The following is a 21,602-nucleotide window of genomic DNA, read 5'->3' on the forward strand; positions in this document are numbered from 1 at the left end:
TTAAATTAGTATTATTTTAAAAAGAGAACTGGTTTTTTGTTAATGTAAGTGGTTTTAGTTTAATTAATGTGCTTATTGGGTAAATATTTTGTATCTAACATTGAGTGTAGACTAAAAAAATGAAATGGAAAGATATTAAGTGCTATTAATAATAGATAACTATGATTCATTTACTTTCAACCTGATGCAATACTTTGCGGTTTTAGGTCAACAGGTCGTAGTTAAGCGAAATGATGATATAACTATTCAAGCAATAAAAGCATTAGCGCCGGAGTATCTGGTTATATCGCCAGGCCCTAAATCGCCCGATGATGCGGGTATTTCTATGCAAGCTATTGAATATTTTAGCGATAAACTACCTATCTTAGGGGTTTGTTTAGGGCACCAAGCTATAGCGCAAGTTTTTGGCGCTAAAGTGATTCGGGCTAAGCAGGTTATGCATGGTAAGAACTCACTGATAACACACAATAACAGCTCGGTATTTACCGGTTTAGCTAATCCGTTAGATGTAACGCGATATCATTCTTTAGTTGTTGATGCGACAACATTGCCTACAGAGTTAAATGTGACCGCATGGACCACAGACACACAACAAAATCTTGATGAGATTATGGGGCTGAGTCATACCTCTTTACCTCTTCATAGCGTGCAGTTTCATCCTGAAGCTATTTTAAGTCAGCAAGGTCAGCAATTATTAGCTAATTTCTTACAGTTGACAAAGGCAAGTTAGCTTTGTGCTTGACTGAATTAAAATCCACTTGCAGTATTGCGGCATTAATATAAATGTAAAAAAGGACTCTACGGCACTAATGCAATCTTCCTCATCTAATAATGACGTTTTTTATGGCCGTTTTCTAGATCATTTAGTTGGGGTAGATCCATCTGCTAGCCGGATACATTATGAACCCACTAAAACAGTAGAACCCTCGTCTGAACGCACTTTGTTGCAAGTTGAAGCCGAAGCTAGACGAGCAAAACAAAAAACGCAAAAGATCCAAGCTAAGTTTACGGTGTTTGCTCAAGCACACTTGCATGATGAAGTGTCTAATGAGTTGTTTTTAAAATTACATAATATTGAACATGTTGAGTCAGTTTTATTTAATTTAGAGCCGTCATTTTACTCTTTATTAGATCTATTAAGTACTCAAGCTGTCACTATCACTAAGTTAAATGATACGGTTAGCAACATAAGTTGGCTGAAAGAAGATTTATTGCGCTTAGTTAATAAACCACAATATCGTAATAAAACCGCGTCTGGCGGTTTAATTAAAGATAGTAAAGTCGCTTTGCGACTTTTTGGTATTGAGGCTTTACAGCAGATTGTACCTGTATATGCATTAAAGCGTTTGTTACCTCACTCAACCGACCCCTTTTCGGGGTTAAAATCACGAATTTGGCAGCACTCCCTTGCGGTATCTTTAGCAGCGCGAGCCTTAGCGCAGCATGAGGGATTAAATGAATTTAGCGCTTTTTGTACTGGGTTATTTCAAAGCCTGGGTTATATTGTTGTAACGCGCAGTTATTTACGTATTTATCAGCAGCAGAAACATCAACAGATCCTAAATGCGCAAAAAATGCGCGATACAGTGTTAATTGAAACCCTAGACCCGCTTTTGCCAGATGCTAGCTTTTTAAGTGATAGCATGGTGGAATTTGCCGCTGAACTCAATGCGGATATCACTTCACGCTGGCAGCTAAAAAGGCAGCCGCTATGTCAGACCTTAGAGCAATTGGCTGAAGGCATAGATAATGACAACACTAGTTTATTAACTAAAGTGTTATTGCAGGCGCAAACTTATGTGCAATGGCAAAGCCTAAAGCGATCCAAGTTAATTAACAATGAAGAGTCTTTACGCTGGCTAGCTGCTGCTAAGTTAACAAATGAAAAAATGACCTTGTTAGCTAATACCGATTTAACTAGGTTACATATCGAAATATAAATCTCGAAATATAAATATTCACTTCTTGTGAGAATCTATCTATAAGCCTTATTGTTGTTGGCTTTGCATTCAGTGGGTATGCAAGACAATTGTTATTTTATCTGTAATAATGAGCCGCAAAAGGCCCAGTAATGCAGGCAAATATTGCACTAATATTGCGTTGAATTATTTGCGTAATAACGTCATCAAACTGTAATAAGGCTGTAGCGTTAAAATGATAGAGTTAACATGGAGTAAGCAACGATGATGGTGGTTCGCCCTATTCGTGCAGATGATTATCCTGCTTTGTATGACATAGCCGTAGAGTCTGGTCATGGCTTTACATCGTTACCAGTAAATGAAGAATTGCTGATGCGAAAAATTAGTCGCTCTGAGCAATCTTTTACTAAAGAGGTACAACAGCCAGGGGATGAAGGTTATCTTTTTGTATTGGAAGATACTGCAACTGGTGAAGTATGTGGTACTAGCGGACTAGAAGCAGCAGTAGGCTTAGATGATGCTTTTTATCACTATCATCTAGGTAAGGTTGTGCATAGCTCACGTTCATTAGGCGTGTATAAGACAGTCGATATTCTTACCTTGTGTAATGATTACACCGCAGTCACTGAGTTATGCACCTTATTTTTACGTGAAAGCAAAAGGCAAAAAAATAATGGCCGTTTATTATCTAAAATGCGATTTTTATTTTTAGCTGAATTTTCACAGCGTTTTTCTGATCGTATTATCGCTGAGATGCGTGGTATTTCAAATGCTGATGGCAGTTCGCCTTTTTGGCAATGGCTGCAAGAGCACTTTTTCTCTGTAGATTTCCCCACGGCAGATTATTTAACCGGTATTGGCCAAAAGGTTTTTATTGCTGAGTTAATGCCGAAATATCCTATTTATGTTAGTTTGCTAAGCAAAGAAGCTCAGGCGGCGATTGGTCAGGTGCATGAGCAAACAAAGCCTGCACTGGCTTTATTAAAATCGGAAGGTTTTGCTAGCCGCGGCTATGTCGATATTTTTGATGCTGGCCCAACAGTAGAGGCTAGAGTGGAGCATATACGCTCAGTGCAAAACAGTCACAGATTACAAGTTAGCGTAGCCAGTGTTGGCGTAGGGCAGACTTACTTAATTTGCAATACAAGACTCGCTGATTTTAGGGCAACATGCTGTGAATTAGAGGTTAATTTACCGCAGCAGCAAGTGGTAATTTCAGCTGATGTTGCCGCCGCGCTTAATGTTTCCGCTGGCGATTGGGTAAGAGTAACCAGCATTTAATTAGGGGATAACAATGAATAACGCAGTACAGTTTATTAATAACCAATGGCTTGAAGGTAAGGGGGCTACTTTTAGCTCGGTTGATCCGGCTAAAAATCAACAAATTTGGCAAGGCCAGTCGGCAACGGCAGAGCAAGTAAATCAAGCTATTGCTGCCGCACGCCAAGCGCAATATGATTGGGCAGGCTTAAGCTTTGACGAGCGCGTAGCTATTATTAAAAAGTTCTCTGAGTTATTAGCTGCCAATAAAGAGCATTTAGCCCTAACGATAGCGCAAGAAACAGGCAAGGCTTTATGGGAATCTCGTACTGAAATTGGCGCCATGATTGGTAAAGCTGATATCTCTATTCGTGCTTATCAAGAGCGTACTGGTGAAAAAGAGAATGCCATGCCACAAGGTAGAGCTTTTATTCGTCATAAGCCTCATGGTGTAGTCGCCGTATTTGGTCCATACAATTTCCCAGGTCACTTACCTAATGGTCATATTATTCCTGCGTTATTAGCCGGTAATACTATTATTTTTAAACCGTCAGAGTTAACGCCTAAAGTTGCAGAAGAAACAGTAAAACTGTGGCAGCAAGCTGGCTTGCCGGCAGGCGTATTAAACTTAGTTCAAGGCGAAGTTGAAACAGGTAAAGCCATTGCTGCTAATGATGAAATTGATGGTTTATTCTTTACTGGTAGCTCTCGCACTGGCCATTATTTACACCAGCAGTTCTCAGGACGTCCAGATAAAATTTTAGCTTTAGAAATGGGTGGCAATAACCCTTTAATTGTAAAAGATGTACAAAATATTGAAGCGGTTGTGCATGATATTGTGCAATCAGCCTTTATCTCTTCTGGTCAGCGTTGCACTTGTGCACGTAAACTATTTTTACCCGCTGACGTCAGTGGCGATGCTATTTTACAACGCTTGATTGAAGTAACACGCAATATTAAAGTTGACGTTTACGATGCTCAAGAGCAGCCATTTATGGGCTCTATGATTTCAGTTGCAGCCGCTAAAGGCATGTTAGCTGTTCAACAACAGTTAGCTGAATTAGGGGGGAAACCTTTAGTAGAAATGCAACACCTTGATGTGAATACTGCCTTAGTAACACCAGGAATTATTGATTGCACTGAGATTAAAGATTTTCCAGATGACGAGCATTTTGGCCCATTATTAAAAGTGTTCCGTTTTACGGATTTTGATCAAGCCATAGATGCGGCTAATAACACTAGTTTCGGCTTGTCGGCAGGTTTGCTAAGTGATAGTGCTGCACTTTACCAGCATTTCTTCCGTCGTATTAGAGCCGGCATTGTTAACTGGAATCGCCCTATAACCGGTGCGAGTTCAGCTGCGCCATTTGGTGGTATTGGCGCTAGTGGTAATCACAGAGCAAGTGCTTATTATGCTGCTGATTATTGCGCATACCCCGTTGCTTCAGTTGAGTTAGAGCAAGTGGTTATGCCTGAGCAATTATCACCAGGTTTAAGCTTCTAGATAACACTGTAGTTGATCGGGGCATTAGCCCCGATTTGTTATAACGTTTTTGGTGTAAGATTATGGTGACAGATAAAGCAGGATACGAGCATCTTATCATGTTCTTAACGGAGCACTTGTCGATATTCGAGCAGCCAACGGGCGAAATGACAACAAAAACCATAGATGAAGTTTTAGAAGAAACCATTGCCGAGCAAATAATTAATTTGTGCATGCAACATACACAACTTGAGATTAACCATCGTAGTATGATTATTCGTGAAGTTGATAGCATTATGTATGATATGCAAGAAGTGTTAAGCAGTGTGCTAGAAACTAAAGCAACAAAAAAGCAATTAGAATTTATTACAGAAATATCTATTCTTATCAAAAATTTATTTGATACAGCCATAGCTGAGCTATTTGATTAGGCTAAGTCCTGAGCCGATTTAACTAGATACCTCGGTCAATTTTACGTAGAATGTCGCCCTGTTTTTTAGTCGGGACCGTATCATGCAGGCAAAAGTAAAATGGTTAGATAATAATACCTTTATAGGCCGCTCTGGCAGCGGACATGCTGTTGTTTTTGACGGCAACAAAGAAGGTAGTACAGCACCAAGCCCAATGGAAATGGTTTTAATGTCGGCAGGAGCTTGCTCGTCAGTTGATGTTATTAGTATTTTGCAAAAAGCGCGTCAAAATGTTCAAGATTGTGAGGTCAGCTTGACTTCAGAGCGTGCAGAGACTGTGCCTAGTGTTTTTACCAAGATCCACTTGCATTTCGATGTTACAGGACATGATCTTAGCGAAACTCATGTTGAGCGTGCAGTAAAGCTGTCGGCTGATAAATATTGTTCGGTGTCAATTATGCTCACAGGCAGTGTTGAAGTGACTCACTCATTTAGCGTTATTAGCGCTAAGTAACTTACCTTTAAATTTTAAATACACAGGGCAACGTAAACCGTTGCTGGGTGCTGGAGATCTTGATAAGTGGTAAAACCTTTTGAAAAACTGAAACTGCATGGCTTTAACAACTTAACTAAAAGTTTAAGCTTTAGTCTATATGATATTTGTTACGCAAAAACAGAACAGCATCGTCAAGAGTATATTGAATATATTGACGAACAATATAATGCTGATCGCTTAACCGATATTTTAACTGAAGTAACCGATATTATTGGTGCAAATGTGCTGAATGTGGCTCGTCAAGACTATGATCCACAAGGTGCTAGTGTCACTATATTGGTAAGTGAAGAGCCGGTTTTAGTTAATCCAGATAACACTGAAAATCCAGGCCCAAGACCTGATGCTGTAGTCGCACATTTAGATAAAAGTCATATCTGTGTTCATACGTATCCTGAAGTACACCCGCATGATGGGATCTGTACTTTTAGAGCCGATATTGAGGTATCTACCTGTGGCATTATTTCACCACTAAAAGCACTTAACTTTTTAATTCATAGTTTTGAAACCGATATTGTTACTATCGATTATCGTGTTAGGGGTTTTACCCGTGATATCAGTGGGACTAAGCATTATATTGATCATCCCATTACGTCTATTCAAAACTTTATGGATGATGAAACAAAACAAGCATTTCAGATGATTGATGTGAACGTTTACCAAGAAAACTTATTTCACACCAAAATGATGCTAAAAGAAGCTGATTTAAATAACTACTTGTTTGGCGTTGGCACCGACTCGATGACAAAACAAGAACAAGCTGATATCAGCCAAAAAGTTTTCCATGAAATGCGCGAAATTTTCTATGGTCGTAACTTGCCGGATATTAAGTAATAATTATCATTAAGTAATTGGCAGTAACTAATAAAGCCAAGTACAAATTCACTTCTTGATTATAAACTTTCTATCAAGCCCAATCTAATAAGCTTTACAATACTTAAATAAGTAAGCAAATTAGGTGGGCTTTAGGATAGCTTTATAAGTAATTTTCAGCTCTATTTCTACTACTGCTAGAGCAACGCACTCATCACAGAATAAACCATTGAGCAAAGCGTAAAGCCTAGGCTGTTTGGTGGTCACTTATGTTAAAGTAATGTTTTTTATTTGTTTGTTTTAGGTTTTTTGATATTTTATTGCGGTTAAATTATGCAAAGGATACTGCTAAATGAGTTATCAGGAGATTACCCGCCAAGCATTACCCGTTACCCACTTGTGCAAGCTGAAGCGTTGCAACAGAGGTTAGCCAGCGCTGGTATAGGTAAAGGCAGCATATTGCCTATACAACACCGGCTTATTTTTACCGATCAGGCTCTGGGTATGCTAGAAGTATTAAACGATGTTGATGTTAAGCATGTATGGCAAGAAATTGCTGAATTGTGCAATGACAGTCAACCAGAGCAAAGCGCAGGATGGTGGCGTGATGCTACGCGGCGTTTAATCAAAAGCCGTTATCCGTTTAAGCAATATCATTACCTAATCAGCTATCAGCGCGAAGCTAGCCAGCATATCGTTATTCATGATATCTATCACGATAGGGAACTGAAAGGACCACAACAGTCGCCTAAAAATGAGCGCACTATATTGTATCAGGTAAACAGGACTCTAGACGCGTTACCTTACAGGCAAGCTCAGACCGCCGGAGTAGTGGAGGGGATGGAGGGGGCATGGTCACTTGATCGCAAAGATGTTTATACCATAGGTACCGACTATGCTGCGGTAAATGGTATGTTAAATGAGGTTCAAAAAGCAGCTTGGTTAATGGGGGCACATTTAGATGTGGCCTATCCTAAGGCTGCTATGCCGGCTTACACTCTAGTGCATAACCCAACCGAGGGTTTTTTGCTCGACTTGCTAGAATGCTGGTGGGATAAAAGGCCTGAAGCCGCGCCCAGCCATAATGCTCTGCATTTAGCCAGTGCCTTGCGTCAACGGCAAGCTCAGGGGAAACCCACACAATGGCTGGTACACAGTCAAGGGGCAATAATTTTTATTCGCGCTTTGCAGCAATGCCGAGCACAGGGCATTATGTTGGATAAACACCAAGTGGTAGTGCATGTCGGCGGGGCTAATATGGTTAAATTGCGTGATGTAGCGCAAGCTGTGGGGGTGAAAATAATAAAAAATCGCGCCAACCCGTTTGATGCAGTACCCAATCTTGCGGGGGCCAATAACTTAAGTCCCAGTGGATTATTGCGCAGTATTAGTATGTTCTGCTCTGTTGTTGGCGGTACACCGTTAACTAGTCCGCATAGTTTACCTTATTTGGGGCTGCGCAGTTATCAACAGCAATTAAAAAATGCCGGCCGGCCTTTAAAAGCAGCGATGGTAAAGCAGGTTTATAACCTACGCATAGCCAAAGTCAAACGTAGTGGTAAACAGTTAGTTAATCCTATAGTGGAGCGCTAATATGAGCCTAAATATGTTAAACAGATTACTAGGCCGTGGTTTTAAAGGGGGGCCTAATGCGCTTAAATTTATTGGGCATCGTATCCAGTTAGAGCAAGATGTGTTGGAGTTTTGTGCGCCAGTGGTTAATCCAAATAACTGGCCCGAGCATGCGCCATATCTGGCACCTGAACTACTGGAACAAAGTAAGTGGCAGGAAAGAGCATTGCCTTACTTGCTGTTGAATGTGCAAAGCTATTGGTATGGTGGTTCTTTTATTAAAACTGCAGGCCAGCCGTTGGCCTACCTAGAATTGAGTATCAAACTAAAGACTGTTGTTCAAGGTCAGAAGATTGAACGACATAATCTGGCGTTATTAGGTCGTTATATCGACTGGGAATACGATGATTACTATAATGCACCAGTGTATAACCCTGACATTGGTCCAGGACGAGGTTGGAATAGCCGCATAAGAGATGACTTGCGTTTTCCTTCATCTCACTCGCAGCGCACTGAAGCAGAGGTTGACGAGTTAATGGTAAAAGAGGGGATGCCGATGCCAGAGCATTTTGAAATTACTGAAATTGGTAATTGGCGTATCAGAACGACTGTTTATTAATCCTCATTCGTCTTACTACTCTCAAGCTGCAGGCATTGAAATGCGTAGAAAAGCAGCATTAAACGCCCTCGGTGTTATTGGTGGTGGAAAGGCACGGCACGTCGTTAACCAAGAGTTAATTGATGGCTACTTTCAGCAATACGGCACCTAGTTTGACGTGCCGTTAACTACTTTTCAAAAATTTTGGAACACGCTATGAATTATCATCACAAAAATATAAATGGACAGACGTTGGATTTAGCTCTGGGAAAAGTGGTTTGTGTTGGCCGCAATTACGTGGAGCACGCAAAGGAACTTAATAACCCTGTACCTAGTGAGCCTATTCTGTAAGCGTCTAGCTAACTGCACCTAGCCCTGTTTAATATTCCATGGTAGAAGCATGTCAATATTATCAGGCTTCTTAGTAAGGTGTTGCAAGCACATTGAGATATAGTCATGCACCATAATATCGTTGGCTTTTGCAGTTTCAACAAGACTATACAGTGTGGCACTGGCATGGGCGCCTCTGCTGGTGTTTGAGAACAACCAGTTTTTTCGACCTATTACAAACGGTTTTATTGCTCGCTCGGCGCAGTTGTTATCAATACTGAGCCTGCCATCTTCTAGGTAACGCCGGAACTTTTCAAACTGATTTATCCCATAGCTAATGGCTTTACCCAGCGGTATTTTCGGTGGCATGTTGTCTTGATGCTTTATCAGCCACTGATACAATTCATCCACTATCGGCTTGGCTTTTTGCTGCCTAACGTTGAATTTTTCTTCAACCGTTTTATCTTTAATGGCTTGCTCAATGCCGTACAGCTTGCCGATGAGGTTTAGTACTACGTCCGCTTTACCCGTTTTCTTATTATCTCCTTTGGCTTCGATGAATTTCCGGCGTATATGCGCAAGACACGCAACCAGTGTTGCCTGCGTTTGCTCGTAAGCTTTATAACCATCAACCTGCAGATACCCTTGGTAACCTGCAAGAAAATCAACAGCACATTGGCCTGCTCGGCTATTGTTGTAGTCAAATAATACAATATTGCGGCCTTTACCTTCCTTATCATCACCACAACAATACACCCACATATAGCTTGTTGCTTTATCCGCGTTAATTACCTTTAACGGGGTTTCATCACCATGAATAACCGCTTGAGATAACAGCACCTCTTTTAAGCGTTGATACAAGGGTGACAACAGTTGTGCACAACGTATCATCCAGCTGGACATGGTTTGCCTGCTCAACTCAATTTCGATGTTAGCAAACAGTGTTTCTTGGCGATAAAGCGGTAAGCCAAACTGGTATTTACAGGTGATTATTTGGCTTAGCAAACTGGGCGTGGCAATACTTTTTGCAATGGGTGCTGCGGGCATCGGGGCGGTTTTTATCACACTTTCAATACCTTCACGCTCACAGTGCCGGCAGGTATATTTTGGGCGAATAGTTTTTATCACTTTGATATGCGCGGGCACAAACTCTAAGGCTTCACTGCTGCTTTCACCCATTTTGTGCAAGGGACTTTGACAGCAATCACACACTTTGTCACTGTCATCTAGGTCAACAACCACGTTAACTCTGGGCAACTGCTTTGGCAGTGCCGTGCGTTTAGGGATGGCTTTGTCTTTTTTTACTGCGGCAGACGCCGCTAATAGCGCTTTATCATGTTCATCTAGCGTTTCTTCCGCTTCATTGAAGACCTCACCCGCACCTGGCATTTTTTCTGATTTCTTGGCGTATTCTTTGGCAAGCTTGGCGTTGTAGGCTGCAAGTAGCTCATGAATTTGTGCGTCTTTCTTAGCCAATTCTTCGTCTTTTTTTGCCACAACAAGGTGCAGCTCAAGCAGCATACGCTTGAGTTGCTCTGGGTCGTCAGGTAATGAGTGGGCATCAATTTTCATGGCCACAATTTAGCAGAGTTTACGATTATTTTCTTGCTGGCAGAGCAGATAATTACTGGCGTGGTGGCAATGATCGTTGACTCGTCATTCACACTCTTCTAGATCAGACTGATAACGCAATGCTTGATGGCCAAGCACATCATAACCGGATAATAACCCAATAAGTTGTTGCTCGGTAAGCTCAAACTCCAGCGTATCTAATTGACTGGGCCATTTGAACTTATGCTTTTCTAATCGTTTGTACCATAAAGCAAAACCTGTTTTATCCCAGTACACTAACTTGAGCTTGTCTTTGGTTTTATTGCAAAATAAAAATAATGCGCCAGTATAGGCATCACGTTTTAACTCGCTTTCAACGATAGCAACAAGGCCATCAATAGACTTTCGAAAGTCCACAACATCGCGGTGCAAGTAAATGCTGTCGGGTTGAACGAACATTTTCATTCGGCAAGCTCGCGTAGTAATTGACTTAGGAAGGTGGCGGAGGTTGTTGTCGGCAAGCTAAGTGTTACATTGCCAATCGCAAGAGTGAACGGCTGTTGCCGCTCGATAACGTCGATTTGTTTGGTGATTTTGGCACGAATAAAATGACCCGATGACGCACTCAGTTTATTTTTTGTGGCATAAAAAGTCTTTTTTGATAAAGCATGTTGTTGGCAATACTCAGCGACCGTTAACCCGCTAGCTTGTTGCTCTTCGATAATGTTGCGCCACTGCGCAAGGCTACGTGATTTTTTCATGGTTATCTCCTCATTGAAACGAGGAAATAGCCTAAGAGATTTGATGAGTTACTGGTAGGTGCACTTTGCTAGACGCTTACACCCTTGTGATTTATCCAATAGATCAATCTTGGTCAGAGTGCAGCGCGCTGTTAACAGCTGATAGCGTTCACTCAACCGAACGACCACATGCCGATAATGAAGACAGGAAATAGCGGCATTTATATGTGAAATTATGACCCACCTCACTAAACTAAACTGGTCGAATTCGACCAGTTTATATTTTTGAAAAGAGCCTAGTGCCGTAAGGTCTAGAATTCAAAATATACAATTCAGCAGTCTTATATCCGACTGCTATGAGCGAAAAGCAGACATTGACCGTTAATCGTTTCAACGACGGCAATTAGCCATACGTTGCATGTTTGCTCCCTTACTGGTTTTACGATATCCAAAACCGACATAACGACCATTAAGCAAATACCAAAGTAAAATAGGTATGTGCTCCAATCATATAGCCAAAGAGGATAAAGCGTTAATAGCACTGCTACAGGCCCTAGAATGCTGAAGACAGCTCTGGTATGGTTTTTATTTTTGTGCCAGTTGTATAAGTTTACCAATAGTTCCAAAGATGCAAAAATAGGTAAAAGCGTATTTACAGCTATTCCTTCGAAGTGAGAGAAGAAGCCTAGTCCTAATGCCGATGCAAGTGACCTTAATGCAGGGAGGCAGGCCGTGCCGCTAGCCAAACGCCACTAGAGCCTACTCTGTCTAATATTTTATTTATCATTTGAAAGTCTATTGGTTGATATTACCATCATTCTAAACTCCGTATACAAGTACGGAGTCAATCATTTTAATGAGTCAATTATGGGGCAATGTGTTGGATCTTCGTTTTGCATACAGGTATTTGTCATACCCACAATTACTTTCTCTAAACGTTGAAGGTCATTAATTTTGTCTCGAATGATTGCTAACTTTTGTCGGTTTAATAGCTCAACTTGAGCGCAGTTGCTGTCCATAGACATTAGCGATTTTATTTCTCTTAACGTAAAGCCGAGCGCTTTGGCTTTTGTGATAAACCTAAGTTGTCCTGCTATTGATTCGTCATATTGTCTATAACCAGATATTGGTTTTTCAGGTTGTGTAATCAGTCCTTCTCGTTCATAAAAACGAATGGTTTCTACATTTAAATTTAATGATTGTGCTAATTTGCCAATGGTTTTCATTATTGCCTTTGTGAATACTACTAATCTAAAGTTATATTTAGTTCAACTATCTAATGACTTGATAATGCCACAGACTTCAATTGTACCGTCAGACCCGCAAGAGCTTGCCATTAGTTTTAACTCTTTTTTGAGTGCATTCAATTCCTTCATTCGTTGATTAACTAAAGTTAGTTGCCGATCAATTAATGCATTTACACTAGAGCAACTCTCCTCTGGCTTGTTTTTTAATTCAATGAGTCGCTTAATATCATTAAGCGGAATATCTAAACTTCGACAATGCTTTACGAACTCTAGCTCTTTAAATGCCTTATTAGAATACAACCTGAAATTCCCTTCAGTGCGATCAGGATCTGACAGCAAGCCCTCCTTTTCATAATATCGGATGGTTTGTACTGAATACCCCGATGTTTTCGATAACTCACCAATTTTCATAAAATTTCCAAATAAACTTGACCCTATAGTCACTATAGGATTTATAGTTAGAGCATACAAGTTAATCGGAGATGAAAATGAGCGATTGTGGGTGTGAAGTTGAGCTAAAAGATAACCAGCAAAAAACGGTGCTTTATTGGCTTCTGGCTATCAATGCCTCGATGTTTGTTTTTGAAATTGGCTTTGGTTGGTTATCAGAATCAACGGCTTTAATTGCAGATTCGTTAGACATGCTAGCGGATGCAATCGTCTATGCAATTGCACTATACGCGGTGGGAAAGTCAATCCAACATAAGGCTAATGCTGCTTTAGTGAGTGGCTATTTCCAACTGGGGTTAGGCGTGCTAATTCTAATGGATATTGCTAGAAGGCTGTATGGTGAAAGTGAGCCTCACTCTTGGTTTATGATTGGCGTAGGCATGGTTGCTTTAGTTGCAAATGTGATTTGTCTCATCCTTATTCGAAAGCACAACAACGATGAAGTACATATGAGAGCTAGCTGGATATTTTCAGCGAATGATGTAATTGCAAATCTTGGTGTCGTTATCGCAGGCATACTCGTTATGGTGCTGAAACAGCGTTGGCCTGATATCGTCATTGGTAGCATCATTTCAATGTTAATTCTTCGAGGCGCTTACCGAATACTAAGCGATGCTAAACAAGAATTAGCTGTTGCTGAGAAAACACGTTAAACACCAAATGAAGATAAACAATCAACCTTTGGTTGTTCAAAGTAAGGAAACATCAATGAATAGCAAATATCTAGAAAAAACCAAGATAGTAAATTTTGAACACTCTACAATTCAATCATTAATTTCTGAGCGTAATTGGCAAGAACTCGATGACTTCAACAAAATTGGTGCAGCCTACCAATTTGTTAAAGATGAAATATTATTTGGTTACAATGAGAGTGATGATATTTCAGCAAGCAGTGTTTTAGCCGATGGTTACGGACAATGCAATACCAAGGGTAACTTGCTGATGGCTTTGTTACGAGGATTAGGTATTCAATGTCGTTTTCACGGCTTTACTATTGAGCAGCGATTACAAAAAGGAGCTATTCCAACTTATGTATTTTGGTTAGCACCTAAATATATCATTCATAGTTGGATTGAAGTTTATTTCAAGGATCGTTGGATAAACTTAGAAGGCTTTATATTAGATGAACAATATTTAAGTTCACTACAGCACAAATTTAGTCAAATAAAAAACGAATTTTGTGGTTATGGTGTTGCAACAAAGTGTTTCTCTTCGCCAGATACAGATTGGCGTGGTCAAGATACCTATATACAAAAAGAAGGTATTCATGATGATTTTGGTGTTTATAATTCCCCTGATGAGTTTTATCTCGAAAAAGGAACTAACTTATCAGGAATCAAACGTTGGATGTATCAACGAGTGATCCGTCACTTTATCAATTTTAACGTAGTCAATGTAAGAAATTTAAAAGTTCTTGAGGTGGAAAATGCACAATCATAGCCATAGCCATTCGCATGGAAAAGACGACCGTATAGGTTGGACATTTTTCCTTAATGTTTCATTTACTATTATCGAATTTATTGGTGGTTGGCTAACCAACAGTACCGCTATTATGGCTGATGCTGTACATGACCTGGGTGACAGTTTATCTATAGGATTCGCTTGGATACTGAGTCGTTTCTCGGATAAAGAAGCATCCGATAGATTTAGCTATGGCTATCGTCGTCTTACCCTGTTTGGCGCATTAATTAACAGTATTGTATTAGTTATTGGTTCTGTCTGGGTGCTATTTGAAGCAATACCAAGATTATCTAATCCTGAAATGCCAATGGCTGAAGGAATGTTGGGTCTTGCATTACTTGGGGTTGCTGTTAATGGGTATGCAGTATTTAAACTAAAAGCGGGTAAAACGCTGAACGAAAAAGTACTTACGTGGCATTTGCTTGAAGACGTACTTGGCTGGGTTGCAGTCCTAATTGTTTCTATCGTGCTGCTTTTTGTAGATCTACCAATATTAGATCCTTTGCTTTCTATAGGCTTTACACTGTTTATATTGTTTAACGTTTTGAAAAACCTGAAAACAACATTGGCACTATTTCTTCAAGCTACACCTGATGAAGAAGTGCAGAATAATATTGAAAAAGCGATAAAGGCTATACCTGAAATTAATGGGATTCATCATATGCACTTTTGGTCATTAGACGGGGAAAGTCACGTATTAACTGCTCACCTAGAGTTAGCCCATAACTTTGAGGTTGATAAATTAATTAGGCTAAAACAACAAGTGGCTAAGGAACTTTCTTCTTATAATTTATCTCATACAACCATTGAGTTTGAGTTTCCTCAAGAAACTTGCCGTGACGAGCATGAAAAACATGCGCATGGCTAGTTTAGAAAACCTTTTTTTGATATTATAATTTTTCATATTTAAGTAGGTGTTTATTTTGAAATTCAATGTTGCGTTAAAAATACTATTAGTCGTTTCGATTGTTTTGCAATCGTTAACTGCTGTTGTATCCGCAACACCTGAGAATCACCAAATAGATATAGAGCACCTTCAAATTCAACATGATCATGCAGATGATCGAAATGTCTCAAATGATAATGTAGGTGATGAGCAGCATAATGAAAAAGATTGTCATCACTGCGGACATTGCAGTGGCAGCCACTTATCTTGGATTTTAGTCAGTAATTCCAATGTCGATGGTAAGCTAAATATTATCAATAAAACGCCTTATCAAATTGATCAAACAAGTACCTTTCTTGAAGCTATACTTCGTCCGCCTATTTCTTAATTAGATTAATTTTTAATGACCTATTTATCCTTTAATAATGGATAAAGGGTTCGTGTTTATTAATTTTAAAATTAAGAATTTTTATGTATATATATTTAAAAAATACAGGTTTAGTCCTGTCATTATGTATGGCTGTGAGTTTTTCAGCTGCCAGTTATGGCAAAGAGAAAAATATTTCATGGCTTGATAGTCAAATAAATAAAGATCCCGAAGTTATAGCAGCGAAAGAGTTACTCAATGCAAGTAGTCATAGAGCCAAAGGTTTAACTCAAGCCGTTTATAACCCAGAGCTAGAAGCTAGTTATGAAAAAGAAGGTGATTTTGATAATTACTCTATTGGTATCAGTCAAACGATAGATTTTTGGGATAAGCAATCAGCAAATAAAAGCATTGGTGAAATTGATGTTTATGTAAACCAGCAACAATTGTTATCTTTACTCGATTCTAAAAAGGCTAACGCTTTAACTGCATTAGTTAATTGGCAAGCAGCAAAAGAAGCTGCTCAGTTACTTTCAGAAAGAGAAAATCAATTACAAACACTCGTTGGAATTGTTGAAGATAAGCGAAAAGCCGGACTTTTAGAGCCACTTGACGCTGAACTGGTTTATTTAAACTTGTCCCAAGTTTTCAGTGAAATATCTGAGTCGCAAATAGCATTGAAAAATGCAGAGGTAAAGGTTCAGGAGTTATTGCCTGATTGGACGCCTAATACTACCAATTTGTTTTCATTTACTTTTGGGGCAACAAGCTATTCATTTAACTCCCAGTGGGTTGAGGATCATCCAAAAGTTAAACTCGCTAGAGCGCAATGGAAGGGACAACAATCTAAGGCTCAGCTAACCACTATGGAATCTAAAGCTAATCCAACCATTGGAATTAGCGCAGGGAGAAGTGGAGATGAAGACTTGGTTGGTTTGACTTTCTCAGTTCCTTTAAACATCAGGAATAACTATTCAGATACGGTTAAAGCCGCTTATTCAGAAGCAATCGCAGCAGAAGCCAACTTTCGCTCGGTTTATCGAAAGCAGTCTTTTGAAGCAAAAGCTAATTATGAATCGCTTAATGTCAGTAAAAAATACTTTGAGCAATGGCGAAAACTCACAGAAGGCAGATTAGAAAGTAGCGCAAATTTATTAAATAAGCGCTGGGAAGCTGGTGACATTAATACGTCTGATTACTTACTTGTATTAAATCAACGTGCGGAAGGACTTCATGCAGGAATTCGTTTGGAAAATCAATTCAAGCTTGCAGAAATATCCTTCGTTTTAAGTATGGGTCAGTTATCAAAATTTGAGATTTAAACGTTTACTTTTTCAGTTACGAAAAACGAAATCTTAAATTTATCAAAAATATAGGTTACAAAAATGAATACAATATTTAGTAAAAAATTATTAGCCGTAGTAATTAGCAGCCTGTTATTAGGGCTTACTACAAATCATGATGCTTTTGCACAGTCATCAGATGGTACTGGTTCTGTCGCAAAGGTTTTGAAGCAAGATGTAAAAGAACATGAAGATGATCATGACGATCATGAAAAGGGACATGAAGAAGAAAAAGATGACCATGACGAGCATGAACACGAAAAAGGACATGAAGAAGATAAAGGTGACCATGACGAGCACGGCCATGAAGGTGATAATAAAGAGGAAGAAGAGCATGAAGAAGGTATCACTATTGATCCAAAGAAGATGTCGCTTGCTAACATCAAAGTGGAAAGTGTTAAGCCTGAATATCAATTTAGCACCGTGTATGCACCTGGCGAAATAAAAGCTAATGGCTATAAAAGTTATGTGGTATCACCACGTACAGAGTCGGTTATTATCAGTCGCCATGCAGCGCTTGGCGAACATGTAGCAATAGGTCAGAAGTTGGTTACATTATTTAGTGAAGCAATGGCACAAGCACAGGCTGACTATTTAATCGCTTCAACCGAATGGCAACGTGTGAAAAAGCTGGGTAACAAGACGGTGAGTGAAAGTCGATTGTTACAAGCAGAAACTACATTCAATGCAAGCTATGGGAAGCTTATTGCTTTAGGATTAACTGAAAAAGCGATAGATGGGATTTCTAACAAAAACATAAAAGCGTTTGGGCAATATACATTAACTGCTCAGCGTGAAGGAGTGGTACTTCAAGACGACTTTATCCAAGGGCAACGTGTTGATGCTGGGGATACCGTTATGTTGCTAGCTGATGAAAAACAACTATGGGTTGAAGCAAAAGTTTCTCCAAATAAAAAGCTTAATTTATCAATTGACTCTCCTGCGGTACTTAAATTAGAAGGCCAGAGTTACAATGCCAAAGTTATCCAAGAAGCCCATACAATTGACCCTATTACTCGTACTCGAATTATTAGATTAGGAGTAGAAAATTCGGATGATAACCTCCATTCAGGCATGTTTGTAAAAGTTTACTTTCAGTTCGCCACAAAGCAGAAAGTGATGGCTGTGCCAGAAGAAGCATTGATCCGTAGTGCCGATGGTGATTGGACCGTATTTGTCGAAGACCACCCTGGAGAATTTAAAGCTGTAGAAGTAGAACTAGGCCGAGCCTTAGGTGGTTTTAGAGAAATCATTGGCCTTGATAGTGGAACGCGAATTGTAACCAAAGGTGCATTTTTTGTTGCGTCTGAAATCGCTAAAGGCGGATTCGATCCGCATAACCACTAAGGGGCAAAACTATGTTTAATAAAATAATAGATTGGTCTGTTAATAATAGACTCCTGATTTTGATTGCGCTGTTTGCCACCATGGTTGGCGCAATTATGGTTATTCCAAAACTAAATTTAGATGCCTTTCCTGATGTTACTAATGTTCAAGTTGCTGTGAATACTGAAGCGCCAGGACTGGCTGCTGAAGAAGTTGAACAACTCATTACGTACCCCATTGAAGCGGTAATGTATGCTTTACCTGATGTAGAACAAGTGCGCTCAATTTCTAAAACAGGTTTGTCTGGCGTAACGGTTGTTTTCAAAGAAGGCACCGACATTTACTTTGCAAGACAACTCGTATTTGAGCGTCTTCAAGCCGCAAAAGAACTCATACCTGAAGGTGTTGGGACACCCGAAATGGGGCCAAACACCTCAGGGCTGGGCCAAGTTTTTCAGTACCTTCTTATTTCTGATAAAGATGCAGGCTATGATGCTATGGCGCTTCGAAGTCTTAACGATTGGATTGTGAAGTTACTCGTTATGCCTGTCGATGGTGTTACTGATGTACTCTCCTTTGGAGGTATTGTTAGGCAGTACCAAGTAAATGTAGATCCATCTAAGCTTCTTTCTTATAACCTAACGCAAGAAGACGTTGTTGGTGCCCTAGATAACAACAATGCGAATGTTGGCGGCTGGTATATGAACCGTGGGCAAGAGCAGCTTGTTATTAGAGGTACAGGTTGGTTTGAAAGTGGTGACGCTGGTATTAGTAATATCAAACAAGTTCCCGTCAAAACAGTTGATGGGACGGTTGTGACGGTTTCGGATATTGCTAAAGTTGAAATGGGCAGTGAAATTCGCCAAGGTGCTGTCACTATGACGCGAAAATCACCCAATGGTAAAGTAGAGAACTTAGGTGAAGTTGTCTCTGGTATTGTATTAAAACGCATGGGGTCAAATACTAAAGCTACCATTGATGGTATCAATGCAAGAATCCCATTGATTAATCAAGCATTACCTAAAGGTGTTCGCTTTGAACCATTTTATGATCAGGCTGATTTGATTGAAAAAGCCGTTGATACGGTAGTTGATGCACTTTCACTAGCATTTATTTTCATCTGTATTGTATTGGCTCTATTCTTAATGAATTTACGTGCAACCTTCTTGGTATTAATTTCAATTCCAATTTCTATTGGTATTGCGTTAATGATCATGGCTTGGTGGGGGATATCTGCTAATTTAATGTCGCTAGGCGGAATAGCTGTCGCTATTGGTATGCTAGTTGATGGCTCAGTCGTGATGGTTGAGAACATGTTTAAGCATTTAAATAGACCAGACTCTACCCATTCAAACAGTGTAAAAGAAAGAGTGCCTAGTGCTGATACTGATCCACATGATGTAGAACAAGATGAGCATGGTATTAAATTACGTCTTCAAAATGCGGGTAAAGAAGTGGCTCGTCCCGTCTTTTTTGCAGCCTCTATTATTTTAGTCGTATTTACGCCTTTATTTAGCTTTGAAGGTGTTGAGGCAAAGTTATTTCAACCTATGGCAATAAGCATCATTTTAGCTGTTATATCTGCTATTGTGGTTGCGTTGTTTGTTGTACCCGCTTTAGCTACTTATTTATTTAAGTCAGGTGTAAAAGAGAGGGAAAGCTTTGTTCTTAGGCCATTAGACAAACTCTACAGAAAAGGGCTTACATTCGCACTAAAACGCACCAAATTAGTCATTTCAGCCGCACTTATATTAGTTTTCTCTGCCTTTGCATTAGTTCCATTAATTGGTACTGAATTTGTACCTGAGTTAGAAGAAGGGACGATAAACTTAAGAGCAACGCTTGCACCTTCTTCCAGTTTAGATACCGCGCTCACTGTGGCACCAATTCTAGAAGAAAAACTAATGGCTTTCCCTGAAGTAACCTATGCATTAAGCCGAATTGGACGAGCAGAAATAGGTGGAGATCCAGAGCCAGTTAATAACATAGAAATTTACATAGGATTGAAGCCTGTTTCTGAGTGGTCAAGTGCATCTAATCGATATGAACTTCAAGGTAAGATGGAGAGATCTTTGGAAGAATTCCCTGGGTTGTTACTCAACTTTTCTCAACCTATTGCGACTCGTGTTGATGAGCTACTATCTGGCGTTAAAGCTCAGTTAGCGATAAAGTTATTTGGTCCTGAGTTAGACGTTTTAGCAGCTAAGGGTCAAGAGATTGAAGCAGTTATTAAGAGTGTTGACGGTGCAAGAGATGTTGCGCTTGAGCAAATTGCAGGTGAAGCCCAACTTGTCGTAAAACCTAATAGGCAAGAGCTATCGCGCTTTGGACTTTCAGTTGTTGATATAATGGAAGTTGTACGAGATGGTATTGGTGGGGTCGAAGCTGGACAAATCATCAATGGTAACGAGCGATATGATATTTATGTGCGTATTGAAGAAGAATATCGACGAAATAAGGAAGCTATTTCAGATATTCGAATTCAGTCACCAACAGGTGCCTGGGTACGCTTAGGTGATGTTGCAACTGTTTCATTTGAATCAGGTCCTCCTCAAGTAAGGCGTGATGATGTTCAAAGGCGTGTCGTTATTCAAGCAAACGTTCAGAATAGAGATATGGGCAGTGTAGTAGCCGACATCAGAAAAGTTATTGCTGAGAAAGTTGACCTACCTTCAGGCTACTCGGTAGCAATAGGTGGCCAATTCGAAAGCCAGCAGCGTGCTCAAAACAGACTAGCTATCGTTGTACCTCTGTCTTTAGCGCTAATTGCATTGTTACTTTACTTTGCTTTTGGCTCTGTTGGTCAAGCTATGCTGATTTTAGTGAATGTGCCACTAGCCGTAATTGGCGGAGTTTTCTCCTTATATTTATCTGGACAATACTTGTCTGTACCAAGCTCCGTTGGCTTTATTACCTTATTTGGTGTAGCGGTATTGAATGGGGTCGTTATGGTAGAAAGTATCAACCAACGTATTAAAGACGGTCTAGAAGCATCTAAAGCCGTTTTTGAAGGCGCTACTTCAAGATTAAGACCTGTACTTATGACTGCTATAACATCAGCTTTAGGTTTGATACCGATGTTAATGTCTAATGGTGTTGGTGCAGAAATACAGCGCCCATTAGCGAGTGTTATTGTTGGCGGCTTGGTAACTGCAACACTGTTAACATTATTTGTTTTACCTGTTTTATATCGCTGGTTTTCAGAGAAAAAAATAAAAGAGCTATCCAGATAAAATTACTGTGAACTCTAACCCCACGCTAAAGTCACGTTTAGCGTGGGGTTATTGAGTAGA

At 39.9% G+C, this 21,602-nt stretch carries 22 protein-coding genes; 16 read left to right on the forward strand and 6 right to left on the reverse strand.

Translation table 11 applies throughout. The features are described 5' to 3' along the window. Positions 1–139: 139 nt before the first annotated feature. From ACRCA4_RS02845 to ACRCA4_RS02885, 9 genes are all read left to right on the forward strand, one after another. Entirely contained in the window at positions 140–730 is a 591-nt protein-coding gene (locus ACRCA4_RS02845) for an anthranilate synthase component II (protein WP_433183858.1), read from the forward strand. A gap of 79 nt (positions 731–809) precedes the next feature. Continuing rightward, positions 810–1,940, forward strand: a complete 1,131-nt coding sequence (locus ACRCA4_RS02850; RefSeq protein ID WP_433183860.1) for an HDOD domain-containing protein — start codon at positions 810–812, stop codon at positions 1,938–1,940. A 243-nt stretch (positions 1,941–2,183) separates the two neighbouring features. Continuing rightward, positions 2,184–3,200 carry an arginine N-succinyltransferase gene (gene astA / locus ACRCA4_RS02855; RefSeq protein WP_433183863.1) on the forward strand — a complete coding sequence of 339 codons (1,017 nt, stop codon included), beginning with the start codon at positions 2,184–2,186 and terminating at the stop codon, positions 3,198–3,200. A gap of 13 nt (positions 3,201–3,213) precedes the next feature. Next, positions 3,214–4,683 carry a succinylglutamate-semialdehyde dehydrogenase gene (gene astD / locus ACRCA4_RS02860; RefSeq protein WP_433183866.1) on the forward strand — a complete coding sequence of 490 codons (1,470 nt, stop codon included), beginning with the start codon at positions 3,214–3,216 and terminating at the stop codon, positions 4,681–4,683. Between the two features lie 62 nt (positions 4,684–4,745). Further along, positions 4,746–5,093 (forward strand): DUF3802 family protein, encoded by a 348-nt coding sequence (locus ACRCA4_RS02865; RefSeq protein ID WP_433183868.1) that lies wholly within the window; start codon positions 4,746–4,748, stop codon positions 5,091–5,093. Between the two features lie 82 nt (positions 5,094–5,175). Next, entirely contained in the window at positions 5,176–5,586 is a 411-nt protein-coding gene (locus ACRCA4_RS02870) for an OsmC family protein (protein WP_433183871.1), read from the forward strand. A gap of 66 nt (positions 5,587–5,652) precedes the next feature. After that, positions 5,653–6,459 carry an adenosylmethionine decarboxylase gene (gene speD, locus ACRCA4_RS02875; RefSeq protein WP_433183873.1) on the forward strand — a complete coding sequence of 269 codons (807 nt, stop codon included), beginning with the start codon at positions 5,653–5,655 and terminating at the stop codon, positions 6,457–6,459. Positions 6,460–6,771: 312 nt separating this feature from the next. Further along, positions 6,772–8,031, forward strand: coding sequence for a hypothetical protein (locus ACRCA4_RS02880; RefSeq protein ID WP_433183876.1), 1,260 nt, complete (start codon positions 6,772–6,774; stop codon positions 8,029–8,031). 1 nt (position 8,032) lies between these two features. Then, positions 8,033–8,629: a hypothetical protein gene (locus tag ACRCA4_RS02885; protein ID WP_433183878.1), complete on the forward strand. Its 597-nt coding sequence runs from the start codon at positions 8,033–8,035 to the stop codon at positions 8,627–8,629. Between the two features lie 348 nt (positions 8,630–8,977). On the opposite strand, the gene tnpC is transcribed toward ACRCA4_RS02885, so the two are convergent. The 6 genes from tnpC to ACRCA4_RS02915 all read right to left on the reverse strand — a co-directional run bounded on the left by tnpC (position 8,978) and on the right by ACRCA4_RS02915 (position 12,887). After that, positions 8,978–10,510: an IS66 family transposase gene (tnpC, locus tag ACRCA4_RS02890; RefSeq protein ID WP_433183881.1), complete on the reverse strand. Its 1,533-nt coding sequence runs from the start codon at positions 10,508–10,510 to the stop codon at positions 8,978–8,980. 84 nt (positions 10,511–10,594) lie between these two features. Continuing rightward, positions 10,595–10,954, reverse strand: coding sequence for an IS66 family insertion sequence element accessory protein TnpB (gene tnpB, locus ACRCA4_RS02895; protein ID WP_433183884.1), 360 nt, complete (start codon positions 10,952–10,954; stop codon positions 10,595–10,597). Then, positions 10,951–11,250, reverse strand: coding sequence for an IS66 family insertion sequence element accessory protein TnpA (tnpA, locus tag ACRCA4_RS02900; RefSeq protein WP_433183886.1), 300 nt, complete (start codon positions 11,248–11,250; stop codon positions 10,951–10,953). The genes tnpB and tnpA overlap by 4 nt, the downstream gene beginning before the upstream one ends. A gap of 320 nt (positions 11,251–11,570) precedes the next feature. Beyond that, a complete protein-coding gene (locus ACRCA4_RS02905; protein WP_433183889.1) occupies positions 11,571–11,975 on the reverse strand; it encodes a MerC family mercury resistance protein in 405 nt (134 codons plus the stop codon). A 102-nt stretch (positions 11,976–12,077) separates the two neighbouring features. Next, complete coding sequence (locus ACRCA4_RS02910) at positions 12,078–12,455, reverse strand: MerR family transcriptional regulator (protein ID WP_004588890.1); 378 nt, start codon at positions 12,453–12,455, stop codon at positions 12,078–12,080. Between the two features lie 42 nt (positions 12,456–12,497). Beyond that, a complete protein-coding gene (locus ACRCA4_RS02915; RefSeq protein WP_004588889.1) occupies positions 12,498–12,887 on the reverse strand; it encodes a Cd(II)/Pb(II)-responsive transcriptional regulator in 390 nt (129 codons plus the stop codon). A 77-nt stretch (positions 12,888–12,964) separates the two neighbouring features. On the opposite strand from ACRCA4_RS02915, the gene ACRCA4_RS02920 reads away from it, so the two are divergent. The 7 genes from ACRCA4_RS02920 (at position 12,965) to ACRCA4_RS02950 (ending at position 21,542) form a co-directional block, all read left to right on the forward strand. Then, complete coding sequence (locus ACRCA4_RS02920) at positions 12,965–13,579, forward strand: cation transporter (RefSeq protein ID WP_004588888.1); 615 nt, start codon at positions 12,965–12,967, stop codon at positions 13,577–13,579. 55 nt (positions 13,580–13,634) lie between these two features. Further along, complete coding sequence (locus ACRCA4_RS02925) at positions 13,635–14,366, forward strand: transglutaminase-like domain-containing protein (RefSeq protein WP_004588887.1); 732 nt, start codon at positions 13,635–13,637, stop codon at positions 14,364–14,366. Then, positions 14,353–15,255, forward strand: a complete 903-nt coding sequence (locus ACRCA4_RS02930) for a cation diffusion facilitator family transporter (protein WP_004588886.1) — start codon at positions 14,353–14,355, stop codon at positions 15,253–15,255. Before ACRCA4_RS02925 ends, ACRCA4_RS02930 begins: the two co-directional genes overlap by 14 nt. A 55-nt stretch (positions 15,256–15,310) precedes the next feature. Further along, entirely contained in the window at positions 15,311–15,661 is a 351-nt protein-coding gene (locus tag ACRCA4_RS02935) for a hypothetical protein (protein ID WP_433183898.1), read from the forward strand. 83 nt (positions 15,662–15,744) lie between these two features. Continuing rightward, the gene (locus ACRCA4_RS02940) at positions 15,745–16,962 is read left to right on the forward strand and encodes a TolC family protein (protein WP_433183901.1); all 1,218 of its coding nucleotides are present in this window, start codon (positions 15,745–15,747) and stop codon (positions 16,960–16,962) included. 63 nt (positions 16,963–17,025) lie between these two features. Further along, positions 17,026–18,330 carry an efflux RND transporter periplasmic adaptor subunit gene (locus ACRCA4_RS02945; protein WP_433183904.1) on the forward strand — a complete coding sequence of 435 codons (1,305 nt, stop codon included), beginning with the start codon at positions 17,026–17,028 and terminating at the stop codon, positions 18,328–18,330. 11 nt (positions 18,331–18,341) lie between these two features. Next, positions 18,342–21,542, forward strand: coding sequence for an efflux RND transporter permease subunit (locus ACRCA4_RS02950; protein WP_433183907.1), 3,201 nt, complete (start codon positions 18,342–18,344; stop codon positions 21,540–21,542). The last annotated feature ends 60 nt before the right edge of the window (positions 21,543–21,602 follow it).

Source organism: Rheinheimera sp. WS51 (assembly GCF_050936095.1).
Taxonomy (GTDB): Bacteria; Pseudomonadota; Gammaproteobacteria; order Enterobacterales; family Alteromonadaceae; genus Alishewanella.